The sequence below is a fragment of the Pseudomonas sp. Irchel 3F3 genome, from assembly GCF_900187545.1.
Classification (GTDB): domain Bacteria; phylum Pseudomonadota; class Gammaproteobacteria; order Pseudomonadales; family Pseudomonadaceae; genus Aquipseudomonas; species Aquipseudomonas fortuita.
Genome location: NZ_FYDS01000009.1, coordinates 57711 through 72443 on the forward strand (window position 1 = coordinate 57711; position 14733 = coordinate 72443).

General features: G+C 61.4%; 17 protein-coding genes and 1 tRNA gene. 16 read left to right on the forward strand and 2 right to left on the reverse strand.

Annotated elements, in window-relative coordinates; genetic code table 11:
* Positions 1-91: 91 nt before the first annotated feature.
* The 16 genes from CKW35_RS20130 (at position 92) to CKW35_RS20205 (ending at position 12691) form a co-directional block, all read left to right on the forward strand.
* Positions 92-313 (forward strand): FmdB family zinc ribbon protein, encoded by a 222-nt coding sequence (locus tag CKW35_RS20130; RefSeq protein ID WP_095116724.1) that lies wholly within the window; start codon positions 92-94, stop codon positions 311-313.
* A gap of 93 nt (positions 314-406) precedes the next feature.
* Positions 407-2182 carry an aspartate--tRNA ligase gene (aspS, locus tag CKW35_RS20135; protein WP_016488657.1) on the forward strand — a complete coding sequence of 592 codons (1776 nt, stop codon included), beginning with the start codon at positions 407-409 and terminating at the stop codon, positions 2180-2182.
* Between the two features lie 113 nt (positions 2183-2295).
* Positions 2296-3042 carry a YebC/PmpR family DNA-binding transcriptional regulator gene (locus CKW35_RS20140; RefSeq protein ID WP_023048900.1) on the forward strand — a complete coding sequence of 249 codons (747 nt, stop codon included), beginning with the start codon at positions 2296-2298 and terminating at the stop codon, positions 3040-3042.
* Positions 3043-3226: 184 nt separating this feature from the next.
* Complete coding sequence (gene ruvC / locus CKW35_RS20145; protein WP_016498323.1) at positions 3227-3751, forward strand: crossover junction endodeoxyribonuclease RuvC; 525 nt, start codon at positions 3227-3229, stop codon at positions 3749-3751.
* 109 nt (positions 3752-3860) lie between these two features.
* Positions 3861-4478: a Holliday junction branch migration protein RuvA gene (ruvA, locus tag CKW35_RS20150; protein WP_016488654.1), complete on the forward strand. Its 618-nt coding sequence runs from the start codon at positions 3861-3863 to the stop codon at positions 4476-4478.
* The gene (gene ruvB, locus CKW35_RS20155; protein WP_016488653.1) at positions 4475-5521 is read left to right on the forward strand and encodes a Holliday junction branch migration DNA helicase RuvB; all 1047 of its coding nucleotides are present in this window, start codon (positions 4475-4477) and stop codon (positions 5519-5521) included. Before ruvA ends, ruvB begins: the two co-directional genes overlap by 4 nt.
* A gap of 125 nt (positions 5522-5646) precedes the next feature.
* Positions 5647-6099, forward strand: a complete 453-nt coding sequence (gene ybgC / locus CKW35_RS20160; protein WP_016488652.1) for a tol-pal system-associated acyl-CoA thioesterase — start codon at positions 5647-5649, stop codon at positions 6097-6099.
* Between the two features lie 2 nt (positions 6100-6101).
* Positions 6102-6797 carry a protein TolQ gene (gene tolQ, locus CKW35_RS20165; protein ID WP_008090219.1) on the forward strand — a complete coding sequence of 232 codons (696 nt, stop codon included), beginning with the start codon at positions 6102-6104 and terminating at the stop codon, positions 6795-6797.
* A gap of 14 nt (positions 6798-6811) precedes the next feature.
* Entirely contained in the window at positions 6812-7264 is a 453-nt protein-coding gene (tolR, locus tag CKW35_RS20170; RefSeq protein ID WP_012273765.1) for a protein TolR, read from the forward strand.
* Complete coding sequence (tolA, locus tag CKW35_RS20175) at positions 7264-8382, forward strand: cell envelope integrity protein TolA (protein ID WP_016488651.1); 1119 nt, start codon at positions 7264-7266, stop codon at positions 8380-8382. The genes tolR and tolA overlap by 1 nt, the downstream gene beginning before the upstream one ends.
* Positions 8383-8408: 26 nt before the next feature.
* A complete protein-coding gene (gene tolB, locus CKW35_RS20180) occupies positions 8409-9680 on the forward strand; it encodes a Tol-Pal system beta propeller repeat protein TolB (RefSeq protein ID WP_012273763.1) in 1272 nt (423 codons plus the stop codon).
* 54 nt (positions 9681-9734) lie between these two features.
* Complete coding sequence (gene pal / locus CKW35_RS20185; protein WP_012273762.1) at positions 9735-10235, forward strand: peptidoglycan-associated lipoprotein Pal; 501 nt, start codon at positions 9735-9737, stop codon at positions 10233-10235.
* 6 nt (positions 10236-10241) lie between these two features.
* Positions 10242-11048: a tol-pal system protein YbgF gene (gene ybgF / locus CKW35_RS20190; protein ID WP_016488650.1), complete on the forward strand. Its 807-nt coding sequence runs from the start codon at positions 10242-10244 to the stop codon at positions 11046-11048.
* A 168-nt stretch (positions 11049-11216) separates the two neighbouring features.
* Complete coding sequence (queE, locus tag CKW35_RS20195) at positions 11217-11864, forward strand: 7-carboxy-7-deazaguanine synthase QueE (RefSeq protein ID WP_016488649.1); 648 nt, start codon at positions 11217-11219, stop codon at positions 11862-11864.
* A gap of 16 nt (positions 11865-11880) precedes the next feature.
* The gene (queC, locus tag CKW35_RS20200; RefSeq protein ID WP_016488648.1) at positions 11881-12555 is read left to right on the forward strand and encodes a 7-cyano-7-deazaguanine synthase QueC; all 675 of its coding nucleotides are present in this window, start codon (positions 11881-11883) and stop codon (positions 12553-12555) included.
* A gap of 60 nt (positions 12556-12615) precedes the next feature.
* Positions 12616-12691: transfer RNA gene (locus CKW35_RS20205), tRNA-Lys, on the forward strand.
* A gap of 83 nt (positions 12692-12774) precedes the next feature.
* Here the strand turns inward: CKW35_RS20205 and CKW35_RS20210 are convergent.
* The gene (locus CKW35_RS20210; RefSeq protein ID WP_016488647.1) at positions 12775-13734 is read right to left on the reverse strand and encodes a cation diffusion facilitator family transporter; all 960 of its coding nucleotides are present in this window, start codon (positions 13732-13734) and stop codon (positions 12775-12777) included.
* A 145-nt stretch (positions 13735-13879) separates the two neighbouring features.
* Complete coding sequence (locus CKW35_RS28910; protein ID WP_371262330.1) at positions 13880-14635, reverse strand: methyl-accepting chemotaxis protein; 756 nt, start codon at positions 14633-14635, stop codon at positions 13880-13882.
* Between the last annotated feature and the right edge of the window lie 98 nt (positions 14636-14733).

Sequence of the window (14733 nt, forward strand, 5' to 3'; positions counted from 1 at the left end):
CGCCTGGCGGGCTGCGCAGTGCTTGGTAACCATATATAATCCCGCTTTTTGCTGCCCTGGCAGCCAGCGTTATGGTTGACGAGAGACACCCATGCCCCTTTATGACTATCAATGTGCGTCCTGCGAGCACCGCATGGAAGTGCTGCAAAAGATCAGCGCCGCGCCGCTGACCGATTGCCCGGCTTGCCAGGCGCCGGCGCTGAAGAAGCTGCTGTCGGTGCCAGGCTTCCGCCTGAGCGGTAATGGTTGGTACGAGACCGACTTCAAGACCGGGGCGAAAAAGAATCTGGCAAGCGGCGACAAAGCCGACTGAGTTGAATGCTGTGACCGGGTCTTGCAGTATTAGCCCTCTGGGCGGCCAAGGCCTCCACCGAATACACGAATCACGAGAAGCGAAACCACCATCATGATGCGCAGCCATTATTGCGGCCAACTGAACGAGAGCCTGGACGGCCAGGAAGTCACCCTTTGCGGCTGGGTCCATCGTCGCCGCGACCACGGCGGGGTGATCTTCCTCGACATCCGTGACCGCGAAGGCATGGCCCAGGTCGTGTTCGACCCGGATCGCGCCGAAACCTTCGCCGCCGCCGACCGCGTGCGCAGCGAGTATGTCGTACAGGTCACCGGCAAGGTCCGCAAGCGTCCAGAAGGTGCAGTGAATGCCAACATGGCTTCCGGTGCCATCGAGATCCTCGGCTACCAGCTCACCGTGCTCAACGAGGCGGAAACCCCGCCGTTCCCGTTGAACGAGTTCTCCGACGTCGGCGAGGAAACCCGCCTGCGCTACCGTTTCATCGACCTGCGTCGCCCGGAAATGGCTGAAAAGCTGCGCCTGCGTTCGCGCATCACCAGCAGCATCCGTCGCTTCATGGACGACAACGGCTTCCTCGACGTCGAAACGCCGATCCTTACCCGTGCCACTCCGGAAGGTGCGCGTGACTACCTGGTGCCAAGCCGTACCCACGCCGGTAGCTTCTTCGCGCTGCCGCAGTCGCCCCAGCTGTTCAAGCAGTTGCTGATGGTCGCCGGCTTTGACCGCTACTACCAGATCGCCAAGTGCTTCCGTGACGAAGACCTGCGTGCTGATCGCCAGCCGGAATTCACCCAGATCGACATCGAGACCAGCTTCCTCGATGAAAGCGAGATCATGGGCCTGACCGAGAGCATGATCCGCAAGCTGTTCAAGGAAGTGCTGGACCTGGAATTCGGCGAATTCCCGCACATGACCTTCGAAGAGGCCATGCGCCGTTACGGTTCCGACAAGCCAGACCTGCGTAACCCGCTGGAACTGGTCGACGTTGCCGACCAGCTGAAGGATGTCGACTTCAAGGTGTTCGCAGGCCCGGCCAACGATCCGAAGTGCCGCGTGACCGCTCTGCGCCTGCCAGGCGGTGCCAGCATGCCGCGCAGCAAGATCGACGAGTACACCAAGTTCGTCGGCATCTACGGTGCCAAGGGCCTGGCCTACATCAAGGTCAACGAGCGCGCCAAGGGTGTCGAAGGCCTGCAGTCGCCTATCGTCAAGAACATCCCTGAGGCCAACCTCAACAACATCCTCGACCGCGTTGGCGCTGTAGACGGCGACATCGTGTTCTTCGGTGCCGACAAGTTCAAGGTGGTCAGCGAAGCCCTGGGCGCCCTGCGTATCCGTCTGGGTCACGATTTCGAGCTGCTGACCTGCGAGTGGGCGCCGATGTGGGTCGTCGACTTCCCGATGTTCGAAGAGAACGAAGACGGCAGCTTTACCGCGCTGCACCACCCGTTCACCGCGCCGAAGTGCACGCCGGAAGAGCTCGAAGCCAACCCGGCCACCGCGCTGTCGCGTGCCTACGACATGGTCCTGAACGGCACCGAGTTGGGCGGCGGTTCGATCCGTATCCACCGTAAAGAGATGCAACAGGCAGTATTCCGCCTGCTGGGCATCGAGGCAGCAGAACAGGAAGAGAAGTTCGGCTTCCTGCTCGACGCCCTGAAGTTCGGTGCGCCACCTCACGGTGGCCTGGCCTTCGGCCTGGACCGCTTGGTCATGTTGATGACCGGCGCCCAGTCGATCCGTGAAGTGATCGCCTTCCCGAAAACCCAGAGCGCCGCGTGCGTCATGACCCAGGCCCCTGGCCTGGTCGACGCCAAGGCCCTGCGCGAGCTGCACATTCGACTGCGCGAACAGACCAAGGTCGAGTAAGCGGTCCCGGGCGCATCCACATGGATGCGCCTTTGCGTTTCGGCGCAGGTATTTTCCCGTCCCGCCCCGTACAGGGGCGGGGCTGTTTGTGATTCAAAGGATTCGGAGTCGTTATGGCTGGTCATTCCAAGTGGGCGAACATCAAGCACCGCAAAGAGCGCCAGGATGCCAAGAGAGGCAAGGTCTTCACCAAGTGGATCCGCGAGCTCACGGTCGCTGCCAAGCAGGGCGGCCCTGACCCGGCATCCAACCCGCGCCTGCGCCTGGCACTGGACAAGGCCCTGGGCGCGAACATGAGCCGCGATATCATCGACCGAGCCGTGGCCCGTGGTGCTGGCACCAATGAAAGCGACAACGTCGAAGAGCTCAGCTACGAAGGTTATGGCCCGGGTGGCGTGGCGATCATGGTCGAAGCCATGACCGACAACCGCAACCGTACCGCCGCCGCCGTGCGTCATGCCTTCACCAAGTGTGGCGGCAACCTGGGCACTGACGGTTCGGTGGCCTATCTGTTCGAGCGCAAAGGCCAGCTCAGCTTTGCCCCGGGTGTGGAAGAAGACGCGTTGATGGAAGCGGCGATGGAAGCCGATGCCGACGATGTGGTGGCCAACGATGACGGCTCGTTCGACGTGTTCACTTCATTCAACAGCTTCTACGCCGTGCGCAATGCCCTGGAAGAGGCGGGTTTCAAGGCTGCGGACGCGGAAATCGTCATGCAGCCGACCACCAGCGCCGAGCTCGACCAGGACGGTGCTGAAAAGGTGCTCAAGCTGATCGACATGCTCGAAGACCTGGATGACGTGCAGAACGTCTACTCCAATGCCCAGATTTCCGACGAGATCATGGAAAACCTCGGCTAAGGTGACCTGGCGATCCACGCCGGCTCTTTGAGTTTTCAGTGCCTGTACCGGCCCTTTCGCGGGTAAACCCGCTCCCACAGGTACTGCACCGCGTTCGAATGCGGTGCAGTACCTGTGGGAGCGGGTTTACCCGCGAAAGGGCCGGTACAGTTTGCAAAGACGCATCATTTTTACGACAGGCACTATGACTCTGATTCTTGGTATCGACCCCGGTTCGCGCATCACCGGCTACGGCGTAGTACGCCAGACCGCCCGTGGTTGCGAGTACGTGGCGTCGGGCTGCATCCGCACCGGCAGCGGCGAGCTGCACGAGCGGCTGCAGATCGTTTTTCGTGGTGTCAGTGAAATCATCGCCCAGCATGAACCGGTGACCATGGGCATCGAGCGGGTGTTCATGGCCCGCAATGCCGATTCGGCGCTAAAGCTCGGCCAGGCCCGCGGCGCGGCTATCGTCGCTGCCGCCGAAGCCGGGCTCGAAATCGCTGAATACAGCGCCACCCAGGTCAAGCAAGCGGTGGCTGGGACCGGTGGGGCCAACAAGGAGCAGGTGATGATGATGGTCATGCACCTGCTGAAACTGACGCAAAAGCCGCAGATCGACGCCTCGGACGCCCTGGCTATCGCCCTGTGCCACGCCCACACCCGTTCCAGCCTGGTGCCCCATGGCCTGGCCACGGCGCGGCGGCGCGGCGGGCGCTTGCGTCTGTAGGCGCTTCATGCGCTGATACACATTTTGTGCGGGTGATGCGTTCACCCGTTGCATTTGCTGATAGGGTTGAGCGGTCTTTGACCGGCTCCCCGAGAGGAAGGATCGGAACGTGATTGGACGTTTGCGCGGCACCCTGGCGGAGAAACAGCCGCCGCACCTGATTATCGACGTCAACGGCGTGGGTTACGAACTGGAAGTTCCCATGACTACGCTGTACCGTCTGCCCAAGGTGGGCGAACCCGTCACCGTGCACACCCATCTGGTCGTGCGCGAAGACGCCCACTTGCTCTATGGGTTCGCCGAAAAGCGCGAGCGTGAGCTGTTCCGCGAGCTTATCCGGCTCAATGGCGTGGGTCCCAAGTTGGCATTGGCGCTGATGTCCGGCCTGGAAGTCGACGAGCTGGTCCGCTGCGTGCAGGCCCAGGACACGTCGGCCCTGGTGCGCGTGCCCGGCGTCGGCAAGAAAACCGCCGAACGCCTGCTGGTCGAGCTCAAGGACCGTTTCAAGGCCTGGGAAACCTCGCCGGCCATGTTTACCCTGGTGTCCGATGGCCCGTTGCCAGCCGCCAGCGAGTCCAGCGCCGAGGCAGATGCCGTCAGTGCTTTGGTATCGCTGGGTTACAAGCCGCAGGAAGCGAGCAAGGCAATCGCTGCGATCAAGGACAAGGCCGGCCTTGGCAGTGAAGAGCTGATCCGCCGCAGCCTGAAAGGGATGATTACCAAGTGATCGAAGCCGACCGCCTGATTGCCGCCAGTGGCCGCGACCGCGAAGAGGTCCAGGACCGTGCGATTCGCCCGCTGAGCCTGGACGATTACATCGGCCAGCCGGTGGTGCGCGAGCAGATGGCACTGTTCATCCAGGCCGCCCGTGGCCGCAGCGAGTCGCTTGACCACACGCTGATTTTTGGCCCGCCCGGGCTGGGCAAGACTACTCTTGCCAACATCATTGCCCATGAAATGGGCGTGTCGGTAAAAAGCACCTCGGGGCCGATCCTCGAGCGCCCCGGCGACCTGGCAGCCATGCTGACCAACCTCGAACCGCACGACGTGCTGTTCATCGACGAGATCCACCGCTTGTCACCGGTTGTCGAAGAGGTGCTCTACCCGGCCATGGAGGACTTCCAGCTCGACATCATGATCGGCGAAGGCCCGGCGGCCCGCTCGATCAAACTCGACCTGCCACCGTTCACCCTGGTAGGGGCTACCACCCGTGCCGGCATGCTCACCAACCCGTTGCGTGACCGCTTCGGTATTGTCCAGCGCCTGGAGTTCTACAGCGACAAGGACCTGGCCACCATCGTCAGCCGTTCGGCCAACATCCTTGGCCTGGTCATCGAAGACCAGGGCGCCTACGAGATTGCCCGACGTGCCCGTGGCACTCCGCGTATCGCCAACCGCCTGCTGCGCCGCGTGCGCGACTACGCCGAGGTACGCGGCAAGGGCCAGATCACCAAGGCCGTGGCCGACATGGCGCTGAACCTGCTGGATGTCGACGAACGTGGCTTCGACCATTCCGACCGCCGCCTGCTGCTGACCATGATCGAGAAGTTCGATGGCGGCCCGGTAGGGGTGGACAACCTGGCTGCGGCCATCAGCGAAGAGCGCCATACCATCGAAGATGTGCTGGAGCCGTACCTGATCCAGCAGGGCTACATCATGCGCACGCCGCGCGGTCGCGTGGTCACCCGGCATGCCTACCTGCACTTTGGCCTGAATATTCCCGGGCGTTTGGGGGAGGGCGGTGATTTTTCCGAGCCAGGCGATGAATGACAGATCAAAAGCGACTTTTCGTGGTCCTACCGCTGGCATGCCAAGGGTGCGCTGGCAATAAGACATTAATGAAGAAAAAACAGTTGCCACAGCGGATTGGCAAGCTGAGGAGTAAGCACTAGAGTATGCGCGCGCAAAATCAGCTCGAACCGTTCGCACACCGTTGTCGCGTCTATTACGAAGATACCGATGCGGGCGGTGTGGTGTATTACGTCAACTACCTGAAATTCATGGAGCGCGCGCGCACCGAACGCTTGCGGCACCTGGGGTTTTCCCAGTCGCAGCTGGCTGAAGACAACCTGCTGTTCGTGGTCCATTCCAGCGAAGCGCGTTATCACGCGCCGGCGCGGCTGGATGACGAATTGCGGGTGACCGCGCACGTACTTGAACTCAATCGCGCCAGCCTGCGTTTTGTACAGCAGGTCTGGCGGGAAAAGGATGAAACGCTGCTTTGCGAAGGGCAGTTCCTGGTGGCCGCCGTGCGCGCCGACACTTTCAAACCCCGAGCCATACCCCCCCAGCTGCGCGACGCCTTTGCGGCGGACGGCTCGGGTAATCAATCGAATGCAGGAGAATAAGCGTGGAAGCTAACGTCGTCGACCATACCTCCATGTGGAGTCTGGTCAGCAATGCCAGCGTGGTGGTACAGCTGGTAATGCTGATTCTGGTGGCCGCCTCGGTCACCTCATGGATCATGATCTTTCAGCGCAGCACCATGCTGCGCGCTGGTCGTCGTGCGCTGGATGCCTTCGAGGAGCGCTTCTGGTCGGGCATCGACCTGTCCAAGCTGTACCGCCAGGCAGGCAGCAACCCCGACCCGGATTCTGGCGTGGAGCAGGTCTTCCGTGCCGGCTTCAAAGAGTTCTCGCGCCTGCGTCAGCAGCCGGGCGTTGACCCTGACGCGGTCATGGAAGGCGTTGGCCGTGCCATGCGCGTTGCCATCTCGCGCGAGGAAGAAAAACTCGAGCAGAGCCTGCCGTTCCTGGCCACCGTCGGTTCCACCAGCCCGTACATCGGCCTGTTTGGTACCGTATGGGGCATCATGAACTCCTTCCGCGGCCTGGCCAGTGCCCAGCAGGCCACCCTGGCAACCGTTGCCCCGGGGATCGCCGAAGCGCTGATCGCCACCGCCATTGGCCTGTTTGCAGCAATCCCGGCGGTAATCGCCTACAACCGTTTTGCCGCGCGCAGCGAAGTGCTGATCGGTCGTTACTACACCTTCGCCGACGAGTTCCAGGCGATCCTGCACCGCAAAGTGCACACCAGCGAAGAGTAATCAGGTAGAAGCCCATGGCCCGAGTTCGCCACAAACGCAAGCCCGTCGCCGAGATGAACGTGGTGCCCTACATCGACGTGATGCTGGTGCTGCTGGTCATCTTCATGGTGACGGCGCCCATGCTCAACCAGGGCGTGAAGGTCGACCTGCCCAAGGTTTCCAGTGAAGCCTTGCCGCAGGACAACAACGTCCAGATCCTCACCATTTCCATCAAGGCCGACAAAACCTACTACTGGAACCTTGGCAGCGAAGTCGATACCGACAAGCAGATGGACAAGGCCATGACCTTGCCTGACATGACCAATGCAGTGACCAAGATCATTGCTGCCGGCCGTGACCAGGGCAAGCAAACCCAGGTGTTCATTCGTGGCGACAAGGCTGTCGACTATGGCGCGGTCATGGGTGCCATGGGCGGGTTGCAGAAGGCCGGTGTCGGTAACGTTGGCCTGATTACCGAGGCGCCCTGATGCAACAGCGAGAGCCATCCGCCTCGGAAAGCTACTTCTGGCCCAGTGTCTGGGCCATCGGCCTGCATGTGCTGGTGTTCGCCATGCTGTTCGTCAGTTTTGCCATGACGCCAGAACTGCCGCCTTCCAAGCCGATTGTTCAGGCTACCCTGTACCAGCTCAAATCCAAGAGCCAGGCGACCACCCAGACCAATCAGAAGATTGCCGGGGAGGCGAAGAAAACCGCTTCGCGCCAGACCGAGGTCGAGCAACTGGAGCAGAAGAAGGTCGAACAGGAGGCCGTGAAGGCCGCGGAACAAAAGAAGGCCGACGCCGCTCAAAAGGCCGAAGAGGCTCGCGAAGCCGCCGAGGCGAAAAAAGCCGAGGACGCTGCCAAGGCTGCCGAAGCCGCCAAGGCTACCGAGGCCAAGAAAGCCGCAGAAGCCAAGAAGGCCGAAGAGGCTAAGAAGGCCGCCGAGAAGCAGCAGGCCGACATCGCCAAGAAAAAGGCCGAGGAAGAAGCCAAGAAAAAAGCCGAAGAAGAGGCCAAGAAAGAGGCCGCTGAAGAGGCGAAGAAGCAAGCCGCCGAGGACGCCAAGAAAAAGGCTGCCGAAGAGGCCAAGAAGAAAGCAGCCGAGGACGCCAAGAAGAAAGCGGCGGCCGAGGACGCCAAGAAAAAGGCAGCTGAAGAGGCCAAGAAAAAGGCCGCTGCAGACGCCCAGAAGAAAAAGGCACAGGAAGCGGCCCGCAAGGCGGCAGAAGACAAAAAAGCCCAGGCCTTGGCCGAGCTGTTGTCCGACACCACCGAGCGGCAGCAGGCGCTGGCCGACGAGCAGGGTGACCAGGTGGCCGGCGACTTCGACGACCTGATCCGCATGCGCGCGGCCGAGGGCTGGGCACGTCCGCCTTCCGCGCGCAAGGGCATGACGGTGGTCCTGCAGATCAACATGTTGCCGGACGGCACCATCACCAGTGTCAGCGTGGCCCGTTCCAGTGGTGACGGCCCGTATGACAGTTCGGCGGTGGCTGCGGTGAAGAACATTGGTCGTTTGACCGAGATGCAGGGTATGAAGCCGAGCGATTTCAACCAATATCGTTCGTTCAAGATGACATTTACACCTGAGGATCTAGCGTTGTGATTAAACGTCTGAGAGGACTGCTGGTCATGCTCTGCTGCGTGGCAGGCATGGCGGTGGCAGAGGAAAAGAACATCCTGGTCACCAGCGGCAGCGACCGGGCAACACCCATCGCGGTAGTGCCGTTCGGCTTGCAGGGCGGCAGCGTGCTGCCCGAAGACATTGCCGATATCATCGGCAACGATCTGCGCAACTCCGGGTACTACTCGCCGATTCCGCGGCAGAACATGATCAGCCAGCCGTCGCAGGCCAGCGAAGTGATCTTCCGTGACTGGAAAGCACTGGGTGCCCAGTACGTGATGGTTGGCAGCATCGTGCCGTCCGGCGGTCGCCTGCAGGTACAGTACGCGCTGTTCAACGTCGCCACCGAGCAGCAAGTGCTGACCGGTAGCGTGGCGGGCAGCACCGACCAGTTGCGTGATATGGCGCACTACATTGCCGACCAGTCGTTCGAGAAGCTCACCGGCATCAAGGGCGCGTTCTCAACCCGTATGCTGTACGTGACCGCCGAGCGTTTCTCCACCAACAACACCCGCTACACGCTGCAGCGTTCGGACTACGACGGTGCGCGTGCGGTCACCCTGCTGCAATCGCGCGAGCCGATCCTGTCGCCTCGCTTTGCACCGGATGGCAAGCGTATCGCCTATGTGTCGTTCGAGCAGAAGCGTCCGCGCATCTTCATTCAGAACATCGACACTGGCCGCCGCGAGCAGGTGACCAACTTCGAAGGCCTGAACGGTGCGCCAGCCTGGTCGCCTGATGGTTCGCGCCTGGCGTTCGTGCTGTCGAAGGACGGCAACCCTGACATCTATGTGATGAACGTGGCGTCGCGCCAGATCAGCCGAGTTACCGCAGGCCCGGGTATCAACACCGAGCCGTTCTGGGGTAAAGACGGCAATACCCTTTACTTCACGTCCGACCGTGGCGGCAAGCCGCAGATCTACAAACAATCGGTCAGCGGTGGTGGTGCCGAGCGCGTCACCTTCGTGGGTAACTACAACGCCAACCCGAAACTGTCGGCTGACGAAAAGACCCTGGTGATGATCCATCGCCAACAGGGCTTTACCAACTTCAAAGTGGCGGCACAGGACTTGCAACGCGGAAGTGTAAAGATTCTCTCGGAAACAAGTCTTGATGAGTCTCCCACTGTTGCGCCAAACGGCACCATGCTAATCTACGCCACCCGCCAGCAGGGCCGGGGAGTCTTGATGCTCGTGTCGCTTAATGGCCGCGTGAGGCTCCCACTTCCTACCGCTCAAGGCGAAGTCAGAGAACCGTCCTGGTCCCCTTACCTGAACTGATTGCGGCGTAATACGTTTTGCTTAACACACTGGGGTTTCATTAGGAGTTTCACGATGGAAATGCTGAAGTTTGGTAAATTCGCTGCGCTGGCTCTGGCCATGGCTGTAGCTGTAGGTTGCTCCTCGAAGGGCGGTGACAACGCAGGCGAAGGCGCTGCTGTAGATCCGAACGCTGGCTACGGTGCCAACACTGGCGCTGTTGACGGCTCCCTGAGCGAAGAAGCCGCCCTGCGCGCAATCACCACCTTCTACTTCGAATACGACAGCTCGGACCTGAAGCCAGAAGCCATGCGCGCTCTGGACGTTCACGCCAAGGACCTGAAGTCCAACGGCAACCGCGTTGTCCTGGAAGGCAACACCGACGAGCGCGGCACCCGCGAGTACAACATGGCTCTGGGTGAGCGTCGTGCCAAGGCCGTTCAACGCTACCTGGTTCTGCAGGGTGTTTCCCCTGCTCAGCTGGAACTGGTCTCCTACGGTGAAGAGCGTCCTGTTGCCACTGGCAACGACGAGCAATCCTGGGCTCAGAACCGTCGCGTAGAACTGCGTAAGTAAGTTCTTATGCGTATGTGCCGCCGTGTAGTAACCGTCCTCGCACTCAGCCTGCCGCTCGCGGCCTGGGCTGAGGTCCCTGTAGTAGATGACAACGCAGGCAGCTATCCGCCTGTGGGTTATGGCACGAGCGGCGCCTATGCCGGGTCAGGGGCTTCGGCCCCTGCCTCTGCACAGGGCCAGCTGTTCATGCAGCTGCAACAGATGCAGGACCAGCTTTCCCGCCAGCAAGGCATCATCGAAGAGCTGCAGAACGATGTGTCGCGCATGAAGCAGGAAAACCTGGAGCGATACCAGGACCTGGACCGTCGCATCAACAGTGGCGCTGCACCTGCCGCGACCCCTGACAATTCCTCCGGTGGTGGTGCTTCAAATGCCGCCCCCGCTGCAGCAGCTGGTGCTGCTGCGCAACAACCGGCCGCCAGTAGCGAGCCTGGTGATCCCGCGAAAGAAAAGCTCTACTATGATGCTGCTTTCGACCTGATCAAGCAGAAAGACTTCGACAAGGCCAGCCAGGCCTTCAATGCCTTCCTGCGCAAGTACCCCAATAGCCAGTACGCCGGCAACGCCCAGTACTGGCTGGGTGAAGTGAACCTGGCCAAAGGCGACCTTCCGGCTGCCAGCCAGGCCTTCGCCCAGGTCAGCCAGAAGTATCCCAAGCACAGCAAGGTGCCGGATTCGCTGTACAAACTGGCCGATGTCGAGCGCCGCATGGGCCACACCGACAAGGTCAAGGGCATCCTGCAGCAGGTCATCACCCAGTACCCCGGCACCTCCGCCGCGCAGCTGGCCCAGCGTGACTTGCAGAAGCTCTGAGCCCTGCAGCTGTACCGCTCGAAAGAAACCCGCGCCAGTCGCGGGTTTTTTCGTTAGAATCACTGCCCTTTTTTCGTAAACACGCTGCTGCGGATAACGCCATGTCGAGTCCGCGACAGTGCCTGACGGAGGCGGACAGCCTGTTTAGCTGTCACGCCCGTGGCGAGCATGCAAGACACATTACGCATCACAGAAGTCTTTTACTCTTTGCAGGGTGAAACGCGAACGGCTGGCCTGCCCACCGTATTCGTGCGCCTTACCGGCTGCCCCCTGCGCTGCCAGTACTGCGACAGTGCCTATGCCTTCACTGGCGGCACTGTTCGTACCCTCGATTCGATCCTTGAGCAGGTTGCCGGCTTCAAGCCTCGCTACGTGTGCGTGACAGGTGGCGAGCCACTGGCCCAGCCGAATGCCTTACCGTTGCTGCAACGACTGTGCGACGCCGGCTATGAGGTCTCGCTGGAGACCAGTGGCGCCCTGGATATCTCGGGCACCGATGTGCGCGTCAGCCGTGTGGTCGACCTCAAGACCCCTGGGTCGGAAGAGTCCCACCGTAACCGCTACGAGAACATCGAGCAGCTCACCCGCAACGACCAGGTCAAGTTCGTCATCTGCTCGCGCGAGGACTATGACTGGGCTGTCTCCAAGTTGATCCAGTACAACCTGGCCGAGCGCGCCGGCGAGGTGCTGTTTTCGCCAAGCCACCACCAGGTGAGCGCAAGCGACCTGGCCGACTGGATCGTTGCCGACAACCTGCCCGTACGTTTCCAGCTGCAGTTGCACAAGCTGCTGTGGAACGACGAACCCGGACGTTGATTGAGAGTAAAAGCACATGACTGAGAAACGCGCAGTAATCCTGCTGTCTGGCGGCCTTGATTCCGCCACCGTCGTAGCCATGGCCAAGGCCGAAGGCTACAGCTGCTACACCATGAGCTTCGACTATGGCCAACGCCACCGTGCCGAGCTGAATGCAGCTGCCCGTGTCGCCCGGGACCTGGGCGTGGTCGAGCACAAGGTAATCGGCCTGAACCTCGACGGTATCGGTGGTTCGGCGTTGACCGACAGCAGCATCGACGTACCTGAAGCCCCAAGCGAAGGCATCCCGGTCACCTACGTGCCGGCGCGAAATACCGTGTTCCTGTCGCTGGCCCTGGGCTGGGCAGAAGTGCTGGAGGCGCGTGACATCTTCATCGGCGTCAATGCCGTGGATTACTCCGGTTATCCCGATTGCCGTCCCGAGTTTGTCGAAGCCTTCGAGCGCATGGCCAACCTGGCTACCAAGGCGGGCGTAGAAGGGCAGGGCTTCCGTATTCAGGCGCCGCTGCAAAACATGAGCAAGGCGCAGATCGTGCAGGCCGGCATGGCCCGTGGCGTGGATTACAGCCTGACCGTTTCCTGCTACCAGGCCGACGATGATGGCCGCGCCTGTGGCAAATGCGACAGCTGCCGCCTGCGCGCCGACGGCTTCAAGGCGGCTGAGGTACCAGACCCTACGCGGTATGTTTGAAAAAACTGTGATGGGGTATTGATTTCTCTTTAGAAATCAGTATTATACGCGCCATCAATCGGGTCGTTAGCTCAGTTGGTAGAGCAGTTGGCTTTTAACCAATTGGTCGTAGGTTCGAATCCTACACGACCCACCATACGCAGTACGTCAAAGCCCGCTACCAGAAATGGTCGCGGGCTTTTTCGTTTTCGCGATCTTGGGGCGCACAGCGCCCCCAGCTTACTCGGCCCACTCGGGGTCGCCTGTGAATACCACCGTCAGCCAGCGGTCCGGCCCTTCACCGCCTACTGCATCACCAATCTCGTTGCGCCACGTATCCCATTCATCGATGGTCTTTGCGGCCATTGTCTTTGGCACGATGAAATACAGCTCAATCTCTCGTGAGCGCCCAACCTTGGCGACATAGGCACGGTACGACTGCAGCCCGTGGCGGGCGACAAAGGCCTTGGCCACTTCATCGACGTGCAGCTTGAGGTCGCCGGGGGTAACCAGAAAGATTTCAGACAGCGCCTGGCGGACCACCGACAGCGGCAGCGGAATGATCACCAGGCACACCAGCGCCAGCACCGCCGGGTCGATGTACGGCGACACCCACTCCAGCGATGTGCCTTGCACCGCGTAACCAAAGCAGAAGGCGATCAGCAACGCGGCGGTGATGCTGGCCGACATCACCCACCCCTTGACGTCCATGCGCACGAAGTCTGACTTCAGCTTGCGGTTGGCGCGGGCTTCGACGACGGCGATGGTCACGCAGGTGATTACGGTCAGCACGGCATAGACCATGGCAATACCGAACTCCAGGTGACGCCCGCCTTGCAACAGGCTGCTGACGGCGTTGATCAGCGCATAGATGGCCACGCCGCTAAGCAGGATGCCGTTGAGTGCCAGGACCATCGGTTCCAGGTGCCAGAAGCCCATGGTGAAACGCTCACGCAGCTTGCGTGACATCTGCACGCTGGTGGTGTGCGAGGTAATCAGCTTGACCACTACAAGTGAAAGGCCGCTCATGCTGGCGTCGACCAGCGAGTACACGCCGTCGAAGACGATGGAGAATGAGCCGGAGGCCAGGCCGAAGGCGATGCCGATGGTGGCGATGAACAGGGTGACGGCAATCGAGGTGCGTAACAGGCCCTGTTCGCTGGTGATGTCGAAGAAGGTGGATCGGGTTGCGGTTTGCATGACGTGTGCTCAGTAAAAACGATAATGCTGTGGTGGCTGTACGGGCTTCTTCGCGGGCACGCCCGCTCCCGCCGAGCCTGCGTTGGCCTGGAAGGCGACCACGCACCTGTGGGAGCGGGCGTGCCCGCGAAAGGGCCCTTGCAGGTTAGACGCGGAATTGCTCCATCAGCGCCTGTTGCTGGTTGGCCAGCCGGTTCAGCGCCTGGCTGATGCGCGCCGATTCGTCGGCCTGGCCAGCCAGTGATTCTGTCACATCCCGGATGCCGGCCACGTTACGGTTCACTTCCTCGGCCACCGCGCTCTGTTCTTCGGCCGCAGAGGCAATCTGCAGGTTCATGTCGCTGATCACAGTCACCGCCTCGCCAATGCGCTGCAGTGCAGGCAGCGCCTGTTCCATGCGTGCCGCGCTGGCCTGGGCCTGGCGCTGGCCTTCGTGCATGGCGCCCACGACATCTTGGGTGCCTTGCTGCAGGCCTTCGATGACCTGGCGAATTTCCTCCACCGACACCTGCGTGCGCTGGGCCAGGCCGCGCACCTCATCGGCGACCACGGCAAAACCACGCCCGGCTTCGCCCGCACGGGCGGCTTCGATGGCTGCATTGAGTGCCAGCAGGTTGGTCTGCTCGGCGATGGTGCGAATCACCTCCAGCACCGAGCCTATCTGGCCGCTGCGACCCTCCAGTGCGCGGGCCTCGTCCATGGCAGTGTTCATGCCGGCGGCCAGGCGATCGATGCCCTCGCGGGTGCTGTCGATCAGTTGCAGGCCTTCGCGGCTGGCCTGGTCGGCGGCCCGTGCGGCCTGGGCCGCCTGTGAGGCATTGTGTGCAACATCCAGGGCGGTGGCGCTCATCTCGTTGGCCGCCGTGGCCACTTGCTCGATTTCACGGTGCTGCTGCTGCATGCCGTTGCTGGTCTGGCTGGCGATGGCGGCAGACTGGTCGGCGGTACCGCGGGCCTCCTGCAGCGAGCCCTTGACCTGAGCGATGACGGGTTGCAGTT

Excerpts from the sequence above, each read along its gene's own strand:
- CKW35_RS20130 (WP_095116724.1), top strand. The coding sequence starts at position 92 with ATGCCCCTTTATGACTATCAATGTGCGTCCTGCGAGCACCGCATGGAA.
- aspS (WP_016488657.1), top strand. The coding sequence starts at position 407 with ATGATGCGCAGCCATTATTGCGGCCAACTGAACGAGAGCCTGGACGGC.
- CKW35_RS20140 (WP_023048900.1), top strand. The coding sequence starts at position 2,296 with ATGGCTGGTCATTCCAAGTGGGCGAACATCAAGCACCGCAAAGAGCGC.
- ruvC (WP_016498323.1), top strand. The coding sequence starts at position 3,227 with ATGACTCTGATTCTTGGTATCGACCCCGGTTCGCGCATCACCGGCTAC.
- ybgC (WP_016488652.1), top strand. The coding sequence starts at position 5,647 with ATGCGCGCGCAAAATCAGCTCGAACCGTTCGCACACCGTTGTCGCGTC.
- tolR (WP_012273765.1), top strand. The coding sequence starts at position 6,812 with ATGGCCCGAGTTCGCCACAAACGCAAGCCCGTCGCCGAGATGAACGTG.
- tolA (WP_016488651.1), top strand. The coding sequence starts at position 7,264 with ATGCAACAGCGAGAGCCATCCGCCTCGGAAAGCTACTTCTGGCCCAGT.
- tolB (WP_012273763.1), top strand. The coding sequence starts at position 8,409 with ATGCTCTGCTGCGTGGCAGGCATGGCGGTGGCAGAGGAAAAGAACATC.
- pal (WP_012273762.1), top strand. The coding sequence starts at position 9,735 with ATGGAAATGCTGAAGTTTGGTAAATTCGCTGCGCTGGCTCTGGCCATG.
- ybgF (WP_016488650.1), top strand. The coding sequence starts at position 10,242 with ATGCGTATGTGCCGCCGTGTAGTAACCGTCCTCGCACTCAGCCTGCCG.
- queE (WP_016488649.1), top strand. The coding sequence starts at position 11,217 with ATGCAAGACACATTACGCATCACAGAAGTCTTTTACTCTTTGCAGGGT.
- queC (WP_016488648.1), top strand. The coding sequence starts at position 11,881 with ATGACTGAGAAACGCGCAGTAATCCTGCTGTCTGGCGGCCTTGATTCC.
- CKW35_RS20210 (WP_016488647.1), bottom strand. The coding sequence starts at position 13,734 with ATGCAAACCGCAACCCGATCCACCTTCTTCGACATCACCAGCGAACAG.
- CKW35_RS28910 (WP_371262330.1), bottom strand. The coding sequence starts at position 14,635 with ATGCAGCAGCAGCACCGTGAAATCGAGCAAGTGGCCACGGCGGCCAAC.